Below are 16,598 nucleotides of genomic sequence, written 5' to 3'. Positions count from 1 at the left end.
GGCGTACTCCTCGGGATATCAGACGGTGGTCTGCGGGACGCCAGGCTTGGCGACCATGGCCTCGCCGATGCCTTCGACGAACGACTGGTCGGCCGGCAGCACGATGGCGACGGAGCGCACCTTCTGGTCCTGTGTGCGGTTGCCGACCGGCTCGGCGCCCTCCTGCGCGAGCGCCAGCGCCGCCTTGCGGAGCTTCTGACGTGCCTTGATGATGCCGGCGTCGGTGGCGACCAGGCGCTCCTTGGTGCGGTCGACGATCGGGCCCATCGACTCCTGCAGCGAGGCGTCCTGGAGGGCGATGCCCTTGATCCCGGAGTACGTCTCGCCGCGGCGCTGGGCCTCGCGGTCCATCAGGTAGTCGTTGTCCTTGTTGGCGAGCGGACGGTAGTTCTCGTCATTCGCGCTGTGGACGCCCATGCCGGCGCGCATGGCCGCGGCCTCGGCCTCGGTGAGCGGGCGGGTCGGGTGGTAGTCGAAGCTCCAGGCCCAGCAGTTCTCGTCGTCGATCGGCACCCAGAAGTGGCCGTGCATCGGGTGGTCGCCGCGCGGCGGCACCATCGTGAAGTTGGGCAGCACCCACGGCGTCACCCGCCAGTAGTAGTGGCCCTCCTCGGCGTTGCGCCGGGCGCCGATCAGCAGGCCGCCCTCGTAGTCGACGACCTCGAAGAACGGCTTGAGGTCGCCCTTGTTGTAGGCGTTGCCCCTCGACCCCTTGAACAGCGGGTCGCTGTCGAGGCTGCCGGAGTGCAGGAAGGTGACGTGGCTGGAGTCGATGCCGCCCTCGAGGGCCTGCAGCCAGTTGCACTCCTGCAACCGCTTGGAGGTGTACGCCTGCCCCTCCGGCACGGTGATGAACTCCCACTCCGGCAGCGGCGGCCGCTTGTCCGGGTCGCCGAGGTAGGCCCACAGCACGTCGCCGCGCTTGATCATGGGATAGGACTTCAGCTTCACGTTGGCGCAGAAGTTGCTGGTCTCGGGCTCGCTGGGCACCTCGATAGCCTGGCCGGTGTAATCGTACTTCCAGCCGTGATAGGGGCAGCGCAGGCCCCCTTCCTCGTTGCGGCCGAACCAGAGCGAGACACCGCGGTGGGCGCAGAACTCGTCCATCAGGCCGTAGCGGCCCTCGGAGTCGCGGAAGGCGATCAGCCGCTCCGAGAGGACCTTGACGCGGACCGGCGGACAGTCGTTCGCCGAGAGCTCCTCCGCCAGCAACACCGGCTGCCAGTAGCGGCGGAACAGGTCGCCCATCGGGGTGCCCGGTCCGGTCTGGGTCAGCAGCTCGTTGATCTCGGTGCGCAGCATATGTGGTCCTTTCGCCCTAAGGGATAACTATCAGACCATTAACCAGCTGGCAATGGCCGGGAGATGGTGGATGCTAGGCCTGGGCAGGGGGCACGTCGACGACCAGACCGTCGAGGTCGTCGGTGAGCTCGATCTGGCAGCCGAGTCGGCTGGTGGCGCGTCGGTCCTCGACGCCGAGGTCGAGCAGATCGTCCTCGAGGTCGCCGGGGCCTCCTACATGACCTGCGAAATCGTCGCGCACCCAGACGTGGCACGTGGCGCAGGAGTTGTTGCCCCCGCACTCGCCGATGATTCCCGGCACGCCGTTGCGGACCGCAGCGGACATCACCGTCTCTCCAGCCGCGGCTTCGACGACGCGCTCGTCGCCCATGGTGCTGACGTAGACCACTTTCGGCACGTACGCCTCCTTCTGGCATAATGGCCTAACCAATATACCTAGTCTCGTATTGGGTAGGTCAACCTTTGCCACGCGCGGGAGTTGACGTGCCGAGGTGGGCTGCCTACGGCTGTTCCGCCGGGACCCGGGCGACGGAATATCGGCTGACCCGGCTGCCGCGCAGGTAGTGGAGGCCCGCATAGGCGATCGAGACGAAGCCGCCCAAGGACAACGCGCCGACCGGCCCCAGGAAACCGGCGACCGGCCCCAGGAAACCGGCGACCCAGCCGATGTTGAAGTCGCCCAGCGCGGGCCCGCCACGCGAGGCCATCTGGTAGATCGCCGCCCGGCCTCGCATGGCGTCCGGAGTCTCCGGCTGCACCGCCGCCGGGCGTATCGTCGTCGCCAGCGCGTCGAAAGTGCCGATCAGCAGGCCGGACGTGAGTGCGAGCGGCAACCAGGGCGACTGGGCCGGCGCCAGGGTGGCGACGCCGTAGCCGGCCGAGGCCAGCACCGCCAAATCGGCGGCGACACACCGACCAGTAGCGGGCGAAGTCGCGATGGCGCAGGGCCGGTGGCAGTTTCATGAAAGCTGCTCTCGATTCGGCGGTGTCGCGAACGGCTCGACACGACCGCAATCTAGCAAATGATAAGACCATTTTCTCAATAGACCCATGGGCTGCTCTAGAAATTGGTTAGACCATTTCTTGGTACGATGTAGGCGGGAGACGGCCGAGATCGACGGACGAGATCGTGAAGGGGGCGCCGGCATGGCCAATGCGTCAGTGGGGCCATCGGATGGGACGCCGGGCAAGAGGAGCACCGCCGGCCTGTTCAGCCCGGTGAGCGTCGATCGCATCTCCGAGGTCATCGTGGAACAGATGCGGCTCCTGATCAGGGAGGGCAAGCTCGTCCCCGGTGATCGGCTGCCCAGTGAGCGGAGTCTGTGCGAGCGATTCGGGGTCAGCAGAGTGACCGTCCGTGAGGCTCTCCGCGTACTCGAGGCCGGCGGCCTGGTGGAGATCCGCGTCGGGGCCCGGGGCGGCGCCTTCGTCACCCGTCCGTCGAGCGAACGCGTCGGGAAGGGTCTGGCGGAGCTGCTGACCCTGACCCCGATGACCGCCCTCGACGTCACAGAAGCCCGGATGGTCGTCGAGCTCGGCATCCTTCCCTTGGTGGTGGAGCGCGCCACCGAAGAGGACATCGCGGAGTTGCGCGTCCTGGTCGATCAGGGTCTCAGCGCGCTGGAGAACGGCTCCTACACCATGGCGATGTCGGCGGCCTTCCACGTGCGGGTCGCCTCCTCCGTGCACAATCCGGCGATCGAGATGCTGGTGCACACGTTCCACGGCCCCCTGCTCATGTCGCTCCAGCAGGCACAGGTCGCCGCGCCGTTGATGGGCCTTCGGGGAGCCCACGAACACTTCGAGCTGGTTGAGGCGATCGAGCAGCGGGACGTCGAACGAGCACGCAACGTCATGACACGCCATCTCCAGCGCACTGCCGATCGCCTGGCGAACCCGGACGGCGAGGAGTAGCTCTGCCAGGATCAGCCGGCTTCGGCCAGGGCCGTGCCGTGGCACGGATGGTCCCGAGCCCGGCGCGGGTCGTTCAGCACCTCGGGCGCGGCGTCCTGGCGGAACCGCAGGACGGGCAGCGCCAACCCAGCCGGTTGCCGGTCCCGGAGTCGAACATGACGGGCCCGCTCGCCCCCGGCACCGCCGTGTTGGGCTGCGCGAACAGGGGGAGCATGTCCCTGTGCTGTGCCAATACTCGTGCATGGTGGTTGACCTGCGGTTTATCCTCGATCCTCGGGTGCTTCCGTCTGCTGTATCTGATCTTCGTCCGGGTTGTGGGATGGCTGATGCTGCTGGCCCGCAGCGATGCCTCGATGGAGGTGGAGATCCTCGTGCTGCGGCATGAGGTGGCGGTGCTGCGGCGCCAGGTCGCTCATCCGCGGCCGGATTGGGCCGACCGGGCGATCCTGGCCGCGCTCACCCGGCGTCTTCCGCGCTGGTTTCGTGCGCGTCGGATCGTGACGCCGGGTAGCCTACTGGCCTGGCACCGCAGGCTGGTCAAGCGGCACTGGGCCTACCCGCGCAACGCCGGCCGTCCGCCGATTGCCGAGGAGGTGCGTGACCTGGTCATACGCCTAGCTCAGGAGAATCCCCGGTGGGGCTATCGGAGGATTCAAGGTGAGTTGATCGGTCTGGGGCATCGGGTGGGGGAGGGCACGATCCGCCGGATCCTGGCGGCGGCCGGGCCCGGCCCAGCACCACGCCGGGCGTCACCGAGCTGGCGGCAGTTCCTGGCCTCCCAAGCCAGCGGCCTGCTGGCCTGCGACTTCGTGCACGCCGACACCGTGTTCCTCAAGCGGCTGTACATCTTCTTCGTGATGGAGATCGAAACACGGCGCGTTCACATCCTGGGCGTGACCGCTCACCCGACCGGGGCGTGGACCGCTCAGCAGGCCCGGAACCTGCTGATGGACCTGGGGGAGCGTGCCGGCCGGTTCAAGTTCCTTATCAGAGACCGCGATGGCAAGTTCTCCCGGGTCTTCGACCGGGTGTTCACCGGGTCTGGCGTACGGATCCTCAAGATTCCACCCCGTGCGCCGCGGGCGAATTGCTATGCGGAGAGGTTCGCCGGGACGCTACGGCGTGAGTGCCTGGACCACGTGCTGGTCTATGGTGAGCGGCATCTGCGAGGGGTGCTCGCCGAATTCGAGCGGCACTACAACGATCATCGTGCGCATCAGTCCCGAGATCAGAAGCCGCCACTGCACGAGCCAGGCCGGGTGATCGACATGAGGGCGCCGGTCCGACGGACCAAGGCTGTCTCGGGATTGATCAATCAGTATCGGCGAGCGGCTTAGCAATCTCTTGCATCCCAGGTGAGAGCCAGCACACGAGTATTGGCACGGCACAGGCGCGTCAATTCGGATCCGGTCAGCACACTGGCTTTTGATAGCGGGAAAGACGCAGTTCGAACCCCGTGTCGTGGCCGGAGGCTGTGAGAGCAGTGCCGCCGCTGGTCGTGGCGCTCCAGAGCCAGGGCATTACGTGGCGGATGGGGGACTGTTCCGGGCTGGTGCGGATGGCCTGCCGTAGGGTCAGGCGAAGGTGCTGAAGTTGGTCCAGGTCCGCCGTCGGATGGTCCACGGCTCGCTGTCGTCCGTCGCGAGCGGTGGCCTCGGCCAGAGTCATCGCCGTGTCTTCGACCGCCGGAGGTTCATCTCTTCTTACGCCGACCCGCTGCGCCCGCCAGTCAGACCAATTCGAGCCGATGCTCTCCAATGCCGCCCGCAACGTCGTGAGGACATGTCGTTCCACGTTCGTGCCCTCGCCCCAGATTTCTTCCAGTAGGGGGAGGATCCGTGTCCAGGTGACGTGCGCAAACCTGCTGCCGTCCCGGCTGGCCGGCGGCGTGAAGGTGAGCGGTGGGGTCAGGTATGTGAGATCCACGGCAAGGCCCGGATGATGATGGTCGGCGAGCGTGTAGTAACCGGAGAGTTGGCCTTGCCGGTGGCTTGACCTCTCCGTCTTCAATTCGATCATCCAGAGCCGTTCGTTCCACAGCACGGCGTAGTCGGGTGCTCCGCCCTGTTCGTCGTCATGCCGTGGACGCAGCTCGAACTCGTCCACGAACAAGGGTGGTCCGTTCCACTCGGTGGGGCCGAAGGACAGCTCATCCAGTGACCGAAGGAAGGCGGCACCCTGGGGCGACGGCCGGGTACGCCTGTTCCAGCGGGGATAGGGGCCGCCCACGATCAGCATGGTCAGGAGCCGCTGGCAGTATTCCTCCCGGCCCAGCCGTAGGCGTCCCAACAGGTGGAGAGGGTTCTCGATCGCCACGTCCTTCACGCTTCCATGCGGATGCCCGCACTGCGTGGGTTCGCTGGCAGGTGATGACGGTTCGTGATGGCCGACTTGGTTGACGGCTGTGAGCGCGAGAACTGGATCAGAGTGTGGTGGATGGTTGCCGTCGAGCGGCGACGTGGTGGTCCGGTATGAGTTAGATCTCGCCGAGGACGTGATTCGGCTCGCGTCGGCGCGACTGCCGGTGGACGCGGGCGTGGACCGCGCTTCGCTTCGGGGCGAATGTCTGGATGATCTTCTGCAACTGGTTGGCGACTCACAGGTGGCTGGTCCGGTCTTCTGACCGGAAAATGATCCACTTCAGCTGGGCAGGCGGCAGCGAACCCCAGCCGGTGATTGCGGGCTGGGGTTGGTCAGGGCCGGTATTGGTCAGGCGGCCTGGGTGAGGGTGACGGTGAAGCCGAGCGCTTCCAACTGCCGGATGTGGTTGCGGGCCTTCTGCCCCTTGTCGATGCGGTTGGCGTAGTAGTCGACGCCCAGGTCACTGAAGCGGGCGGTGGGATCGGCGAGCAGATGCCAGACGATGACGAGGATGGATCGGGCGATGGCAACCAGGGCTTTGAGTTTGCCGCGGCGTTTGACGATCCGCCGGTAGCGTTCGCCCAGGAAGGTGTCGCTCTTGGCGGCAGCGGCGGCGGCGTTTCCCAGTACGCCTTTCAAGTACGGGTTGCCCTTTCCGGTCTGACCGGATCTGCTCTTGGCCCCGGACTGGATGGTGCGAGGGCAGAGTTTGGTCCAGGACACCAGATGTCCTGCGGTGGGGAACCGGCTCATCTCCAGTCCGACCTCCGCGATGATCACCTGGGCGATGTGCCGGGCGATACCGGGGATCTCATCCAGCCGCTCCAGCGCCGGGAGCAGGATGTGGGCCATCTGGCAGTGGTCACACTCATCGGAGCCGCAGTCACAGCCGTGACCGTCTCCGTGCTGGGCAGCTTGAGCGGCGGGGAGGGCTGAGAGCTCCTGCTCGATCCGGACGGTCAGCTGATCGATCTGCCTGGTGAGGCCGTCGATCTGGTCCAGCAGCATCCGGGCGAGTTCAGCGTGGTGGTCGTCGAACTGGCCGGTCAACGCCTCGATCAGGGCGGCGTTCTTGGCTTTCATCTTGCCGCGGGCCAGATCGGCGAGCACTCGGGGGTTGCGTTCCCCCGCGATCAGCGCTTCGACCATGTCCCGGGCCGAGACGGTGTCCAGCTTGCTGGCCACCGACGACACCTTGATCAGCGAGTCCTCCAGCAGCTTTTCCAGCCGCTGCCAGTGCCGAGTCCGCTCTTGAGTCAGATCCACCCGCATCCGGGTGTAGTCCCGCAGCGTACGAATCTCTTTTGGCGGCACGAACGAGGGCCGCAGCAGCCTCTTCTCCGTCAGCTTGGCCAACCAGATACTGTCCAGTTTGTCCGTCTTCGGGCGGCCGGGGACGTTCTTAACATCGCGGGCATTGACCAGCTGGACCTTCAGGCCGTGCGCTTCCAGCAGATAGAACCAAATCCGCCAATAGTCGGAAGTCGACTCGACCGTGACTATCTCGATCCGCTGGCGCACCAGATGATCGGCGAGCTCGGTGACCGCGTTGAACGTGGCCTCAACGTCCCACACCTTGCTGAGGCGCCGGCCCGGCTTCGACTCGTGCGGCACGCGCATGCACACCTTGCCGGAGTCCTTGGCCACATCGATCGCGCAGACCCGCTGGAAGACCTGCTCGTGTTCCTCATCGGGGATTTCATGAGGCTCTCGCATCGCCACGCGAACCGTCCTCCATCACCTGTCGGGGGGTAGGTGGAGGGATGCCCGGGGGCCTCGGTCGGGAACCGAAATTCTGACCGGCGTGCTCGAAGCAACAGTGCGTGACCCTTCCAGGTCGGGCCCCGGCGTCAGACTAATCCACGGGCTCCAGATCCCAAGAAGACACCGACGTCGGCGGGCAACCCGACCCCATTTTCACGCCTGCGCGGACTAATCCGACGGTCGCAGGTTCGAATCCTGCAGGGCGCGCTTCTCCACCTGCGGAACCTCCAGCCGCGCCCGTGCGCTGGGGCGGCATGGGGCAGATATGAGGCAAAGCTGAGTCAGCCGCCGAGCCCTCGCCCCAGTGTGGACGCGGCTTTCAGCACCAGCCTGGCCGTTTCCCTGGCGGCTCGGTGGGCGACCTCGGGCAGCACCGAGACGTAGGTGTCGGCGGTCAGCACAATGCTGGCATGCCCCAACATCGCCTGCACCACCTTCAGATCGGTGCGCGCGGCCAGCGCCAGCGTGGCGGCACCGTGCCGCAGGTCGTGCAGCCGAATCGGCGGCTGTCCGGAGGCCGCCACCAGCCGGCGGAACCGACCGGTGAGGTAGTCCGGCCGCAGCGGCGCGCCGTCCGCGATGGTGAACACGTACCCGGAGTCTCGCCAGCGGGTGCCCGCCCTCGCGCTCAGCTCCTTTTGGCGCTCGCGGTGCCCGGTCAGCACCCGCACAGTCTCCGCGTCCAGGGGCCACCACCCGGCAACTGGCGGCGCTCTTCGGCGGCCCGGCCACGACCTGGCCGTCGGCGTGCACCCGCTGCTGCGTCACCGTCAGCTCCGCGGCCTGCGGGTCGACGTCCGTCCAGCGCAGCCCGGCTAGCTCACCGCGGCATACAGACGGTCCTGCGCGATGCCGGTTAGGAAGGTCGCGAGCTGTTGTTCGGTCCAGACCGCCACTGCCGGACGTTCTCCTGTTTGCTGCCACCGGGCGGTCCGCCCGGCGGTCCAGACGACCGGATGCGGTCGCCGGGGATGGGGCAGTTCGGCCCCGTTAGCCGGGTTGAGGGGGATCAGCCGGGCACGGACCGCCGCGTTCAGTGCGGTCCGCAAGGTGGCGTGGATCCGCACCACGGTCGCGGGCGACAACCGGCGGCCGGTCGATGAGGGACGGGACGCCAGCGCCGCGAGCAGTCCGTTGACGTCGCGAGAGGTCAGCTGGTGGAGCAGGATCCGTCCCAACTGCGGGATGAGGTGGAGGCGGATGTGTGTGGCGTAGCCTTGCCGGGTCGACGGACGGAGGGCGTCCTTGGTGGCCAGCCAGCGTGCCAGCCACTGTCCGAGGGTGCATCCGGCCCCTGCGCCGTCGTGGTCGGCAGCGGCCAAGGCTCGGCCTGCCGCTTGCGCTTCCTCGGGGTCGGCGTAACCGCCCTGGCGGACGCGCTGCCGCTGCCCGTCCAGGCTGTGTACCTGCACCGCGAAATACCAGCTGCCGTGATCGTCATCTACCGGCAGCCGCGGACACGTCACGCCTCGCTGACGTCCCGTTTCCGCATCCACGCAGCCGCATCGCCTGCTGACCTGCACACGAGTCTTTGCCATCTGTCCCACCTCCGCCCCCACGGTGTGCGACGAGAGACGCGCCAGCTAGGGCTCGCATTCGATCGGGGGTGACCTCAGGTCAAGTGTCCGGAGTACGGGGGGAAGCTCAGGGGTGTGGCGGTCGGCGCTGCCGCGATGGTCCCGACCGGGCACCACCAGGGTTTCCGTGCAAGGATCCCCCTCGCGGGGCGTTTCAGGCGTTGATGTGCGGGGCGAGCGCTACGGTGAGGAGGCGCGCGGGCTGCGCGTCTGCAGTGTGCATCTGATCACCCAGCCGAGGCCAGCGCTCGGCGAGCGGCTTCAAAGGCGAACCGGGCCGGGTCGAATTCCTGCGCGCTTTCTAGACCGGCCCAGCGGACATATTCGTCGTGCTCGTCGTGTTCGGGATCGGCCAGCACCAGACGGAGGTATTCGTAGCCTCCGATGCCGCCGACGTCCTCTGGTGGGCAAGCGCCCGCCCCGTCCACCAGCACCGGGTAACGGACCCCTTCCTCCGCGGTGAGGATCTCCTCCAGCACGATGTCATGCCGCCAGCTGTCACCCAGGTCGTACTCGTACTCAATGGTAGCCCCGACCTGTGCGAGCACCTCCGGCAGCGAGGTCTTCTTCTCGTCCAGAACGTCCAGGTCCCACTCGGGTGACGCTTCGCCGTACAGGACACCGCTCGCCGTGAACAGGTGGAGATGACGGTCCTCCCAGCCCATCGCCGCGACCAGGATGTCGTGCAGTCTGTCGATCGTGATCCCGGGTGAGACGAGCAGGCGCCGCCAGATCACCGGATCCGCACTCTCCTGGAGCGTCACCCGGATCTGATAGATCGGCTCTCCCGGTGCGGCCTCACCCAGGCTGCGCCGTACGGCGTTCACCGCCACCGGGGTCAGAGTCGCCGTCTCCTCCGTGAGCTCCACCGCGCCCAGCCGGACCAAGACGGCCAGCAGTCGATCGATGTCCTGGCCGGCCATCCGCCGCTGCGATTGCAGGTCGCGCATCTCGTAGTACGGCGACACGATCTCCCAGGCCAGCTCCCGGAGATCCGCAACGGGCACCGGCCCGCCGTACAACCTACGCAGCAGCGCCGGCCAGATGAGCGTGAACTCCTCGCCGACCAGCGACGTGTACCAGTAGGTTTTGGGGAAGAGCGCCTCGCTCATCTTCCCCAACGCCGTGAACGACGCCTCCCACAACCGCTCCGAGTCCTTCAGCAGTGGCGCCGCCTTCGTCACCGGCAGCAGCCGCCCTTTGACCACCCGGACCAGCCCAGCCGCCTTGGCCCATTCCACGATCAGGTTCAATCCGGGCAGTTCGGTGCTGCTCTTCGTCCGGAACACGCGGTCGCCGATCTTCGGGTCGATCTCGTCGCCGGTCTCCAGCAGCGCCACCAGCGCCCGCGCGTCCGACAGCGTCAGTTTCCCCGTCTGGGTCAGCTTCCGGCCTCCGCCCACCCACTCGGTGAACGCCCGCAACTCCTCCTGCATAGCGTTCAGAGTATGGCGCAGCGTTCGGCCTTAGCCGCCCGCGTCGCGCGAACGAGTCCTTCTGGCCCATGAGACACCGTAGGATCGGGTGCTGTGGCGAAGAGGCGTAGAGCGAAGGCGAACCCCACGCGGGGAGTCAGCGGCCATCCTGCCCGGCGCGCGCTGCAGCTCGCCACCCGTCAGCCCTCGCCCGACCCTCGTTCTGTGCTGTTTGAGTCGCTGATGGGGACCGCTGGGGATCAGTGGTGGCCGGACTCCCAGAATGCGATCATCGAGCGCCTAGCCGACCTGCCCGCCCACTCGCCTCTGCGGCTGGAAAGCGCCGTCGTCGACCTGGTCGGCGAGGAGATGTGGACGCGCACACAGACCGAGACCATGGGTTTCCACTGGGACCAGTACCTGGCCTCTCTGGCTGACCTCGTCCGCGACGAGATCCAGATCGCCGCGCGCACTGGCGGGCAGATAGATGACCTGTGGCGGATGCTGCACGGGCTCGCCGCGATGACCCCGCCGTCCAGCGGGGAGATGCTGCGCCGCGACCTCGACCTCGCCGTCCGCGAAGCCATCAAGGACACCACGACGGCCTTGGCCAAGGCTGGCATCGCTCCCGGGTGGCCGAGTGAGATTCTCCGGGCCACTCCGGCCGGAGAGCCACTGCTGCTGGCCGACGAGTACGGCTCGCGGTACGCGCTCCTCGCCCCCTTCGCCTGGGGCGAGGAGGACCCGCACTGGTACTGCTGGGACATTGACCGCTGCACCGGAGACCGGGTCGTGCACGCTGCCGTCTTCGCCTCACCGGAGGACGCCCTCGCCGAGTGGCGAGCCGCCGTGGGGACGCACGCGGCACCCGCCTCCACCCAACCGGCCCCGTGCGACCAAGCCACGGCCCGCAGCCTGTTGGATCCGCTGTGCCGTTCTGACCTCCTGGGCGGCCTGCTGCTCGGCAGTGAGTCGCAACAGCTCATCGCCGAGCGTTTTCGCCTGCGCCAGCGCGCCAGCGCCCTCTGCGAGTCGTTCGTTGTCGCTCCTGAGCCCAAGCCCAAGCAGGACCTCAACCCGATCATCGATGACTTTGCCGCCTGGCTACGCGATCGAGATGGCCACAGACCCGAACGAGAGGACATCGCCACGCTCGCCGATACCTGGTCCCGCCTCTGCGGACCCGGCTACTATGCCTGCTCTCCGCATCGGATCGAGCACACCGTGATCCTCGTCGCGGACGGATACATCAAGAAGTACGCCGAGGCCATACTCGATCTGCTACCCCAGTGGGTCGAATGGTGCATCGAACGCACCGGCCTGACCGGCGAACTGGCAGAGCGAGCCCGCCAAGCAGCCGCGAACAACCGGTGGGACGGATCCGACAGCATGGACCTGCGCCGCACCGAATAGTTGAACCGCTCCCGGATGTCCGGGCTGCGCGCCACGCTGGAAGCGCTGGCCCGTGCCGGCGGCGGCCGGACCGGCGCGCCCCAGGCCATCCACGTCGCCGACCGATTTCTGCGCCTGCCGATAATTACATCGGCCCAGCTCATGCCCAGTGAGGGCTTCGCGTGGTGTGCGCGAGTTCCGGTCATCAGGAGAGGATGGCGGGTGCGGCATGATGATTGGCCATGCTCCTTCGCCTGGCCTTACCCGACCGTCACGAACGCTATGGCCGCGCTGCGGCTGCTGACGATGAGTGATCGGGACAAGGACGTCGAGATACTTGCCCTGCGTCATCAGATCACCGTGCTTGAACGACAGCTCGGCGTCGGCACCAGGGTGAGATTCGCCCCAGAGGATCGGGCCTTCCTTGTCGCCCTCCTGGCTACGCTGCCGCGCGAGGTCCTGCGCCGGCTACGGCTTCTCGTCAGCCCAGATATCGTCCTGCGCTGGCACCGCGATCTGCTGAAACGGCGGCACGCCCATGCATCGTGTCTGATAGCCAAAGCGGGCGTTGTGTGAAATCTGGTGCTCGGATCCGTGTCACCAGACGCAAAGTAGCTGTTAGTAACCGGGAGTTCCTGGACGGGTTGGCATAAGCCATTAACGAGCAACTAGCGAGCAACGCGACCTGCGGAAACGCACCCGCCGCTGTTATCGGGCGGCGAGCGCCGGACTCATCCCCGAACGCCCGGACCGAAACCCGCAGTTGGGCACCGCGACCGTCCCCTGTGGCCTGCGGCAACGCTCTACCTTCTACCTTGCCTCTGGTGACACGGACCCGAGCACCGGGCCTGAGACTTGCCTGCTTGTCCCGATGGGGGTCCTCATGCGGTGAGGTCGAGGAAGTCCCGGACTACTGGCGCATGACGGTGCTCGGCGAGGTTGTCCCTCAGGTCGTCCAGGGTTGCCGAGGACCGCGCCGAGTCGACGCCGCCGAGGCAGCGGACAGCGTGTTCAGCGACCGCTACTGCCTGGTCCAGGTCGTGCAGCGCGAGATGGGCGTCTGCGGCGCGCGCCAGGTAGATGGCGTGTGTGCGCGGGTACTGGTCGTCTCCTGCGTAGTTGGCGTCGATCGCGGCGTCGAAATGGCGGATCGCTTCTCGGGGGTCGCCGAGTTGGAGCGCTGATGACCCGGCGATCATCTCGACTTCCCCCAGGCTGACCCAGTAGAGGTAGGGCGGGTCGTCGTCGTGTGGGCCAGCGGCGAGGTGATCACGGGCCTGGTGCAGGGCGCGGGCGCACGCGTGCCGGTCGCCGGCCTTGGAGTAGGAGCGGGCCGCGCGAGCGGCGAGCATCGCGCGGAAGTGGGGGGTGGCCGTGCTCTTCGTCTGGGCTTGAGCGGCCTCGATCAAGGCGACGGCGTCGCGCGGGTCAGCGGCGGTGTAGTGCTGGATCGCCCGGAACGACAATGCGTAGGCGCTGATGAGCGGATCACCGGCGGTGGCCGAGGCGCCCAACGCGGCGTCGAAGAACCGCTCGGCTTGGGCGTGGAAACCGTCGTCGAAGTGGACCCAGGCGCAGCAGCGGGCGGCTTCGGCGGCAGCCGCATACAGGCGGCGGCCGGTGGTGTCGTCGAAGCGGGAGTCTTTGATCAGGCCGACGATGAACGCGAACTCGGCCTGGGCCAGTTCCCGCAACTGGGCGCTGCCCAAGGCGTCGTCGAGACGACGCAGGCGGTCCAGGCGGGCCTCAAGATGATCGACCATGGGCGTGGTGATCTGCCGGCGGCCGGTCGGGGCGGGTCCGGCCAGCGAGGGCGTCTTGCCAGCCGGTGGATCGAGGCGCCCAGCGCGGCCGACGTCATCATCAGGAACTCGCGCCGGTCCACCGGGCCTCCCACTGCGAGATCGGTCAGCAGTTCTACCGTAGCTGTCTGATCGCCGTAGGCGTGAGTCCCTTTTGTCCGCTCGCACGCGGTGGCCAACCAGTCCGGCCATGGCAAGGTCTTCCGCAGATGGTCAGGGATGCCGTGAAGGGCGGCTATCGCCTTCTGCGCGGACGGCTCCGGGACGAAGCCGCCCGCTGCCCGAGGTCCTGGAGTAGAGGACGAACGTCCTTCGGCCGCCACCGCGCTGGTCATCTTGATGGGCTTTTGTCCCCTGCTCGGCTCACCGCTCCCCGGCGAACCTTCACATTTGTCAGGTACGTCGGCTCCGGGAGCTGGACCGAGCCATCCCGGACCGGTCCAGCTCCGCCGAGGACTCTGCGCTGGAAACGAGCGAAGAGCTCTGTCTTGTCGTCCAATCAAACGCTCTCCAAAACACCTCCAACTCGGGTTCGACAGTCCCAACAGGGCGGTACAACGCGCGACATGACAGGAAACGACGGAAGCGACCCGCCCGGGGCGCGGACTTCTGGAATGCCGAGCAGGCGGTACCTGCTCGCCGGGGGGACGCTCGCCACGGCCCTGGCTTCGGCGGGGATCTACGAGCTCGTCGACACGCTAATGGGGGCGCCCGAGCGGCCGACTCCGCCGACCCCGCCGACCTCGCCGGCGTTGCCGCCTGAGCAGTACGTCTTCCCGCGCCCGCGCGTCATCATGGACGACGGCTCCGGCGTCGCCAGCAGCAAGGGCACGATGGCCGTCGCGATCCCGCCGTTCCACGCCCATGTCATCACGGCGAAGCTGAAGGCGCCGGCACGGGCGAAGGCCTTGCAGGAGGCGCACCGGCACCTGGAGGAGGTGCTGAAGCGCCTGGAGCAGCAGTACCCGCCCGCCCCGAGCGGGGTGACCATCACAATCGCCTGGGGGCTCCCCTATTTCGAGCATTACATCCCCAGACTCGGGAAGAGTTCGAGCTATTTCGACGCTGGCACGCCGTACCCGATGTATTTGCCGGTGGATGTGACCACCTCGAAGGAGCTCGGCCGGACCGTCTACGCGCTGCAGCGGTCCAGGACGTTCCCAAGCGATGAGCCGCCCCCCGGCTTCGGGCCGGTCCGCCTGGAGGACAACGACGTCGCGGTGCTGCTGCGCAGCGACTCGATCACCAAGATTCTTGACGTCACGAACACTCTGTTCGGTACGAGAGACGGTCAGGCGGGTGACCTGTTCAAGGTGACCAGCATCCGGCGGGGCTTCACGGGTGGAGGGCACACCGGACGGCAGGGGCTGGCGAGCAAGCTGGCGACGCAGGCAGGCGTTCCCGGCGCGAAATTCATCCCCCGGCTGTCGCCGATCTTCCTCGGCTTCACCACCACGCTCAGGGACGCGGAGAGCTCCACCCCGGTTTCCAACTTCGAGACGTTTCCCGGCTGGACCGACCAGTGGCCCAACGGTTACTTCAAACAGGGGACCATCATGCCCCTGTCGCATCTGTTCGAAGACCTCGTCGCGTGGTACTCCAAGGATTTTCCGACGTTCGAGGAACGGATCCATGCCATGTTCCGCCCGGGAATCTCCTTCCCGCCGAACACGATCACGGCCGATCCGCCCGAGCAGAACGAGGCCGACGTCCTTTCCGACATCAAGAAATTCCACGCCTACGGGCACAACGGAAGCATGCAGCCGGTGAACCGCCTGCAACAGGAGTTGACCAGCAACTACGGTCACGTCTATCCCGTGGACACGGCCATCACGAATCGCGGGGACTTCGCCACGCTGGACAATCCGTTCCACTACACCTCGGACCCCGTGGGAAACCACTACAGCAAGCAACCGGCCCCCGGGCTGCACTTCCTGCTGTTCACCCCGACCACCGAGATCTTCAATCGCGTGCGCCTCGCCATGGACGGCGTGCTCCCCGGCGGGAGGAGTGCTCCGTTCTCGCCGCGCTCGTCCGGAGCGGGCCTGAACTCTGTCATGCACACGACGCACCGGCAGAACTTCCTGATCCCGCCGCGTTCCCGCCGATCCTTTCCACTCGCCGAGTTCCTGACCTGACCATCCTGCCCACGCCTGAGCGCGATGCCTGGCGCAGGCAAGAGGGGAGCGTGGGCTGGTCGCCGACCCATGCGAGTGCTCCGCCCAGTGCGTACAGGTCGGTGGCGTCGATGCCGGTCCGTGACGGCGGCCGGTTTCCTCGCTCACTCAGGCGCGGTGGCGCACTGTTCCAGGTCTTCCCCGGGTCGTGATCGCCGCAGGCGGGCTGGGCGCCCGGGTCCACCCGTGGGCCCGCTACCTGCCCAAGGAGTTCCTCCCCGTCCAGGGCCGGCCCGCCCTCGTGCACCTGCTGGAAGAGATCGCGCACACAGGCGCGATGCAAGCGGTGACGATCTACCACCCGTACTACGAAGGGTTCGCCGCCTGGGCCCGCCACGCCTTCGGCCCCAACGCGCACCTGCGCTACCGGCACAGGGCCGGCCTGCCCGATCTGGAACGAGGCCCGGCCGAACGAGTGACGCCCACGTTCATCGCTCAGCACGGCCGCTACGGCGACCTCACCTCCCTGCTGAACGGCGCCGACCATTACGCGCAAACGGCATCCGTCACCAGCGACGACGAACTCCTGCTCGCCTTCGGTCATGCAGGCAGGACGCATGGTGTTGCAGGCTGTGCTGTTGGAGCAGCGGGACCGGCCAGCGGTGCGGGACGTGCGCTCGCTGCTGGCCATCGAGGCCTGACCGGCGGGGCGTCGCGGAAGATGACGCCCCGTCCCGTGCAAAGGCAGCAGACGCCCGGTGATGGCGTACACCGTGGACACGATCATGAAACGTGATCCCAGGAGAGCAGGATCAGCCACTCAATACGTAAGCAATCAGAAGGATCTGTGACGTTGCGTGATACGAGCTGATCAGGCGTCGAGTGCGACGGGCGGCATCCACAGGTTGCCGGTGAAGGCGCGGTGGATCGCGTCGAAGGCCGACAGGCCGTGCT

The 16,598-nt window shown here is 67.1% G+C and carries 15 protein-coding genes; 6 read left to right on the top strand and 9 right to left on the bottom strand.

Annotated elements, in window-relative coordinates; translation table 11 throughout:
• Positions 1-18: 18 nt before the first annotated feature.
• The 3 genes from ACFLIM_RS35715 to ACFLIM_RS35705 form a co-directional block, all read right to left on the bottom strand.
• Positions 19-1,302: an aromatic ring-hydroxylating dioxygenase subunit alpha gene (locus ACFLIM_RS35715; RefSeq protein ID WP_393172793.1), complete on the bottom strand. Its 1,284-nt coding sequence runs from the start codon at positions 1,300-1,302 to the stop codon at positions 19-21.
• Between the two features lie 73 nt (positions 1,303-1,375).
• Positions 1,376-1,699 carry a 2Fe-2S iron-sulfur cluster-binding protein gene (locus tag ACFLIM_RS35710; RefSeq protein ID WP_393172792.1) on the bottom strand — a complete coding sequence of 108 codons (324 nt, stop codon included), beginning with the start codon at positions 1,697-1,699 and terminating at the stop codon, positions 1,376-1,378.
• A 103-nt stretch (positions 1,700-1,802) separates the two neighbouring features.
• Positions 1,803-2,192: a hypothetical protein gene (locus ACFLIM_RS35705; protein WP_393172791.1), complete on the bottom strand. Its 390-nt coding sequence runs from the start codon at positions 2,190-2,192 to the stop codon at positions 1,803-1,805.
• 256 nt (positions 2,193-2,448) lie between these two features.
• Here ACFLIM_RS35705 and ACFLIM_RS35700 point away from each other — a divergent pair, with 256 nt between their 5' ends.
• Together ACFLIM_RS35700 and ACFLIM_RS35695 are read left to right on the top strand one after the other, a co-directional pair.
• On the top strand, positions 2,449-3,216 hold the full coding sequence (locus tag ACFLIM_RS35700) for a FadR/GntR family transcriptional regulator (RefSeq protein WP_393172790.1): 768 nt from the start codon (positions 2,449-2,451) through the stop codon (positions 3,214-3,216).
• 155 nt (positions 3,217-3,371) lie between these two features.
• Positions 3,372-4,553 (top strand): integrase core domain-containing protein, encoded by a 1,182-nt coding sequence (locus ACFLIM_RS35695; RefSeq protein WP_393172789.1) that lies wholly within the window; start codon positions 3,372-3,374, stop codon positions 4,551-4,553.
• Positions 4,554-4,626: 73 nt separating this feature from the next.
• Here ACFLIM_RS35695 and ACFLIM_RS35690 read toward each other — a convergent pair whose 3' ends face one another.
• The 5 genes from ACFLIM_RS35690 to ACFLIM_RS35670 form a co-directional block, all read right to left on the bottom strand.
• Positions 4,627-5,541, bottom strand: a complete 915-nt coding sequence (locus ACFLIM_RS35690; protein ID WP_393172788.1) for a hypothetical protein — start codon at positions 5,539-5,541, stop codon at positions 4,627-4,629.
• A 384-nt stretch (positions 5,542-5,925) separates the two neighbouring features.
• Positions 5,926-7,293 (bottom strand): IS110 family transposase, encoded by a 1,368-nt coding sequence (locus tag ACFLIM_RS35685; protein WP_393172787.1) that lies wholly within the window; start codon positions 7,291-7,293, stop codon positions 5,926-5,928.
• Between the two features lie 329 nt (positions 7,294-7,622).
• Complete coding sequence (locus ACFLIM_RS35680) at positions 7,623-8,006, bottom strand: tyrosine-type recombinase/integrase (RefSeq protein WP_393172786.1); 384 nt, start codon at positions 8,004-8,006, stop codon at positions 7,623-7,625.
• Positions 8,007-8,156: 150 nt separating this feature from the next.
• Positions 8,157-8,879 carry a tyrosine-type recombinase/integrase gene (locus tag ACFLIM_RS35675; protein WP_393172785.1) on the bottom strand — a complete coding sequence of 241 codons (723 nt, stop codon included), beginning with the start codon at positions 8,877-8,879 and terminating at the stop codon, positions 8,157-8,159.
• A 266-nt stretch (positions 8,880-9,145) separates the two neighbouring features.
• Positions 9,146-10,354: a plasmid pRiA4b ORF-3 family protein gene (locus tag ACFLIM_RS35670; protein ID WP_393172784.1), complete on the bottom strand. Its 1,209-nt coding sequence runs from the start codon at positions 10,352-10,354 to the stop codon at positions 9,146-9,148.
• Positions 10,355-10,558: 204 nt separating this feature from the next.
• Here ACFLIM_RS35670 and ACFLIM_RS35665 point away from each other — a divergent pair, with 204 nt between their 5' ends.
• Together ACFLIM_RS35665 and ACFLIM_RS35660 are read left to right on the top strand one after the other, a co-directional pair.
• Positions 10,559-11,746, top strand: coding sequence for a hypothetical protein (locus ACFLIM_RS35665; protein WP_393172783.1), 1,188 nt, complete (start codon positions 10,559-10,561; stop codon positions 11,744-11,746).
• A gap of 15 nt (positions 11,747-11,761) precedes the next feature.
• Positions 11,762-12,301: a hypothetical protein gene (locus ACFLIM_RS35660; protein WP_393172782.1), complete on the top strand. Its 540-nt coding sequence runs from the start codon at positions 11,762-11,764 to the stop codon at positions 12,299-12,301.
• 305 nt (positions 12,302-12,606) lie between these two features.
• Here ACFLIM_RS35660 and ACFLIM_RS35655 read toward each other — a convergent pair whose 3' ends face one another.
• Positions 12,607-13,488, bottom strand: a complete 882-nt coding sequence (locus ACFLIM_RS35655; protein ID WP_393172781.1) for a hypothetical protein — start codon at positions 13,486-13,488, stop codon at positions 12,607-12,609.
• A gap of 605 nt (positions 13,489-14,093) precedes the next feature.
• On the opposite strand from ACFLIM_RS35655, the gene ACFLIM_RS35650 reads away from it, so the two are divergent.
• Together ACFLIM_RS35650 and ACFLIM_RS35645 are read left to right on the top strand one after the other, a co-directional pair.
• Positions 14,094-15,665: a DUF7405 family protein gene (locus ACFLIM_RS35650; RefSeq protein WP_393172780.1), complete on the top strand. Its 1,572-nt coding sequence runs from the start codon at positions 14,094-14,096 to the stop codon at positions 15,663-15,665.
• Between the two features lie 187 nt (positions 15,666-15,852).
• Positions 15,853-16,440 (top strand): hypothetical protein, encoded by a 588-nt coding sequence (locus tag ACFLIM_RS35645; RefSeq protein WP_393172779.1) that lies wholly within the window; start codon positions 15,853-15,855, stop codon positions 16,438-16,440.
• Positions 16,441-16,598: the final 158 nt, after the last annotated feature.

Source organism: Nonomuraea marmarensis (assembly GCF_043197025.1).
GTDB classification, from domain to species: domain Bacteria; phylum Actinomycetota; class Actinomycetes; order Streptosporangiales; family Streptosporangiaceae; genus Nonomuraea; species Nonomuraea marmarensis.
This window is presented reverse-complemented; position numbering and strand designations above follow the sequence as displayed.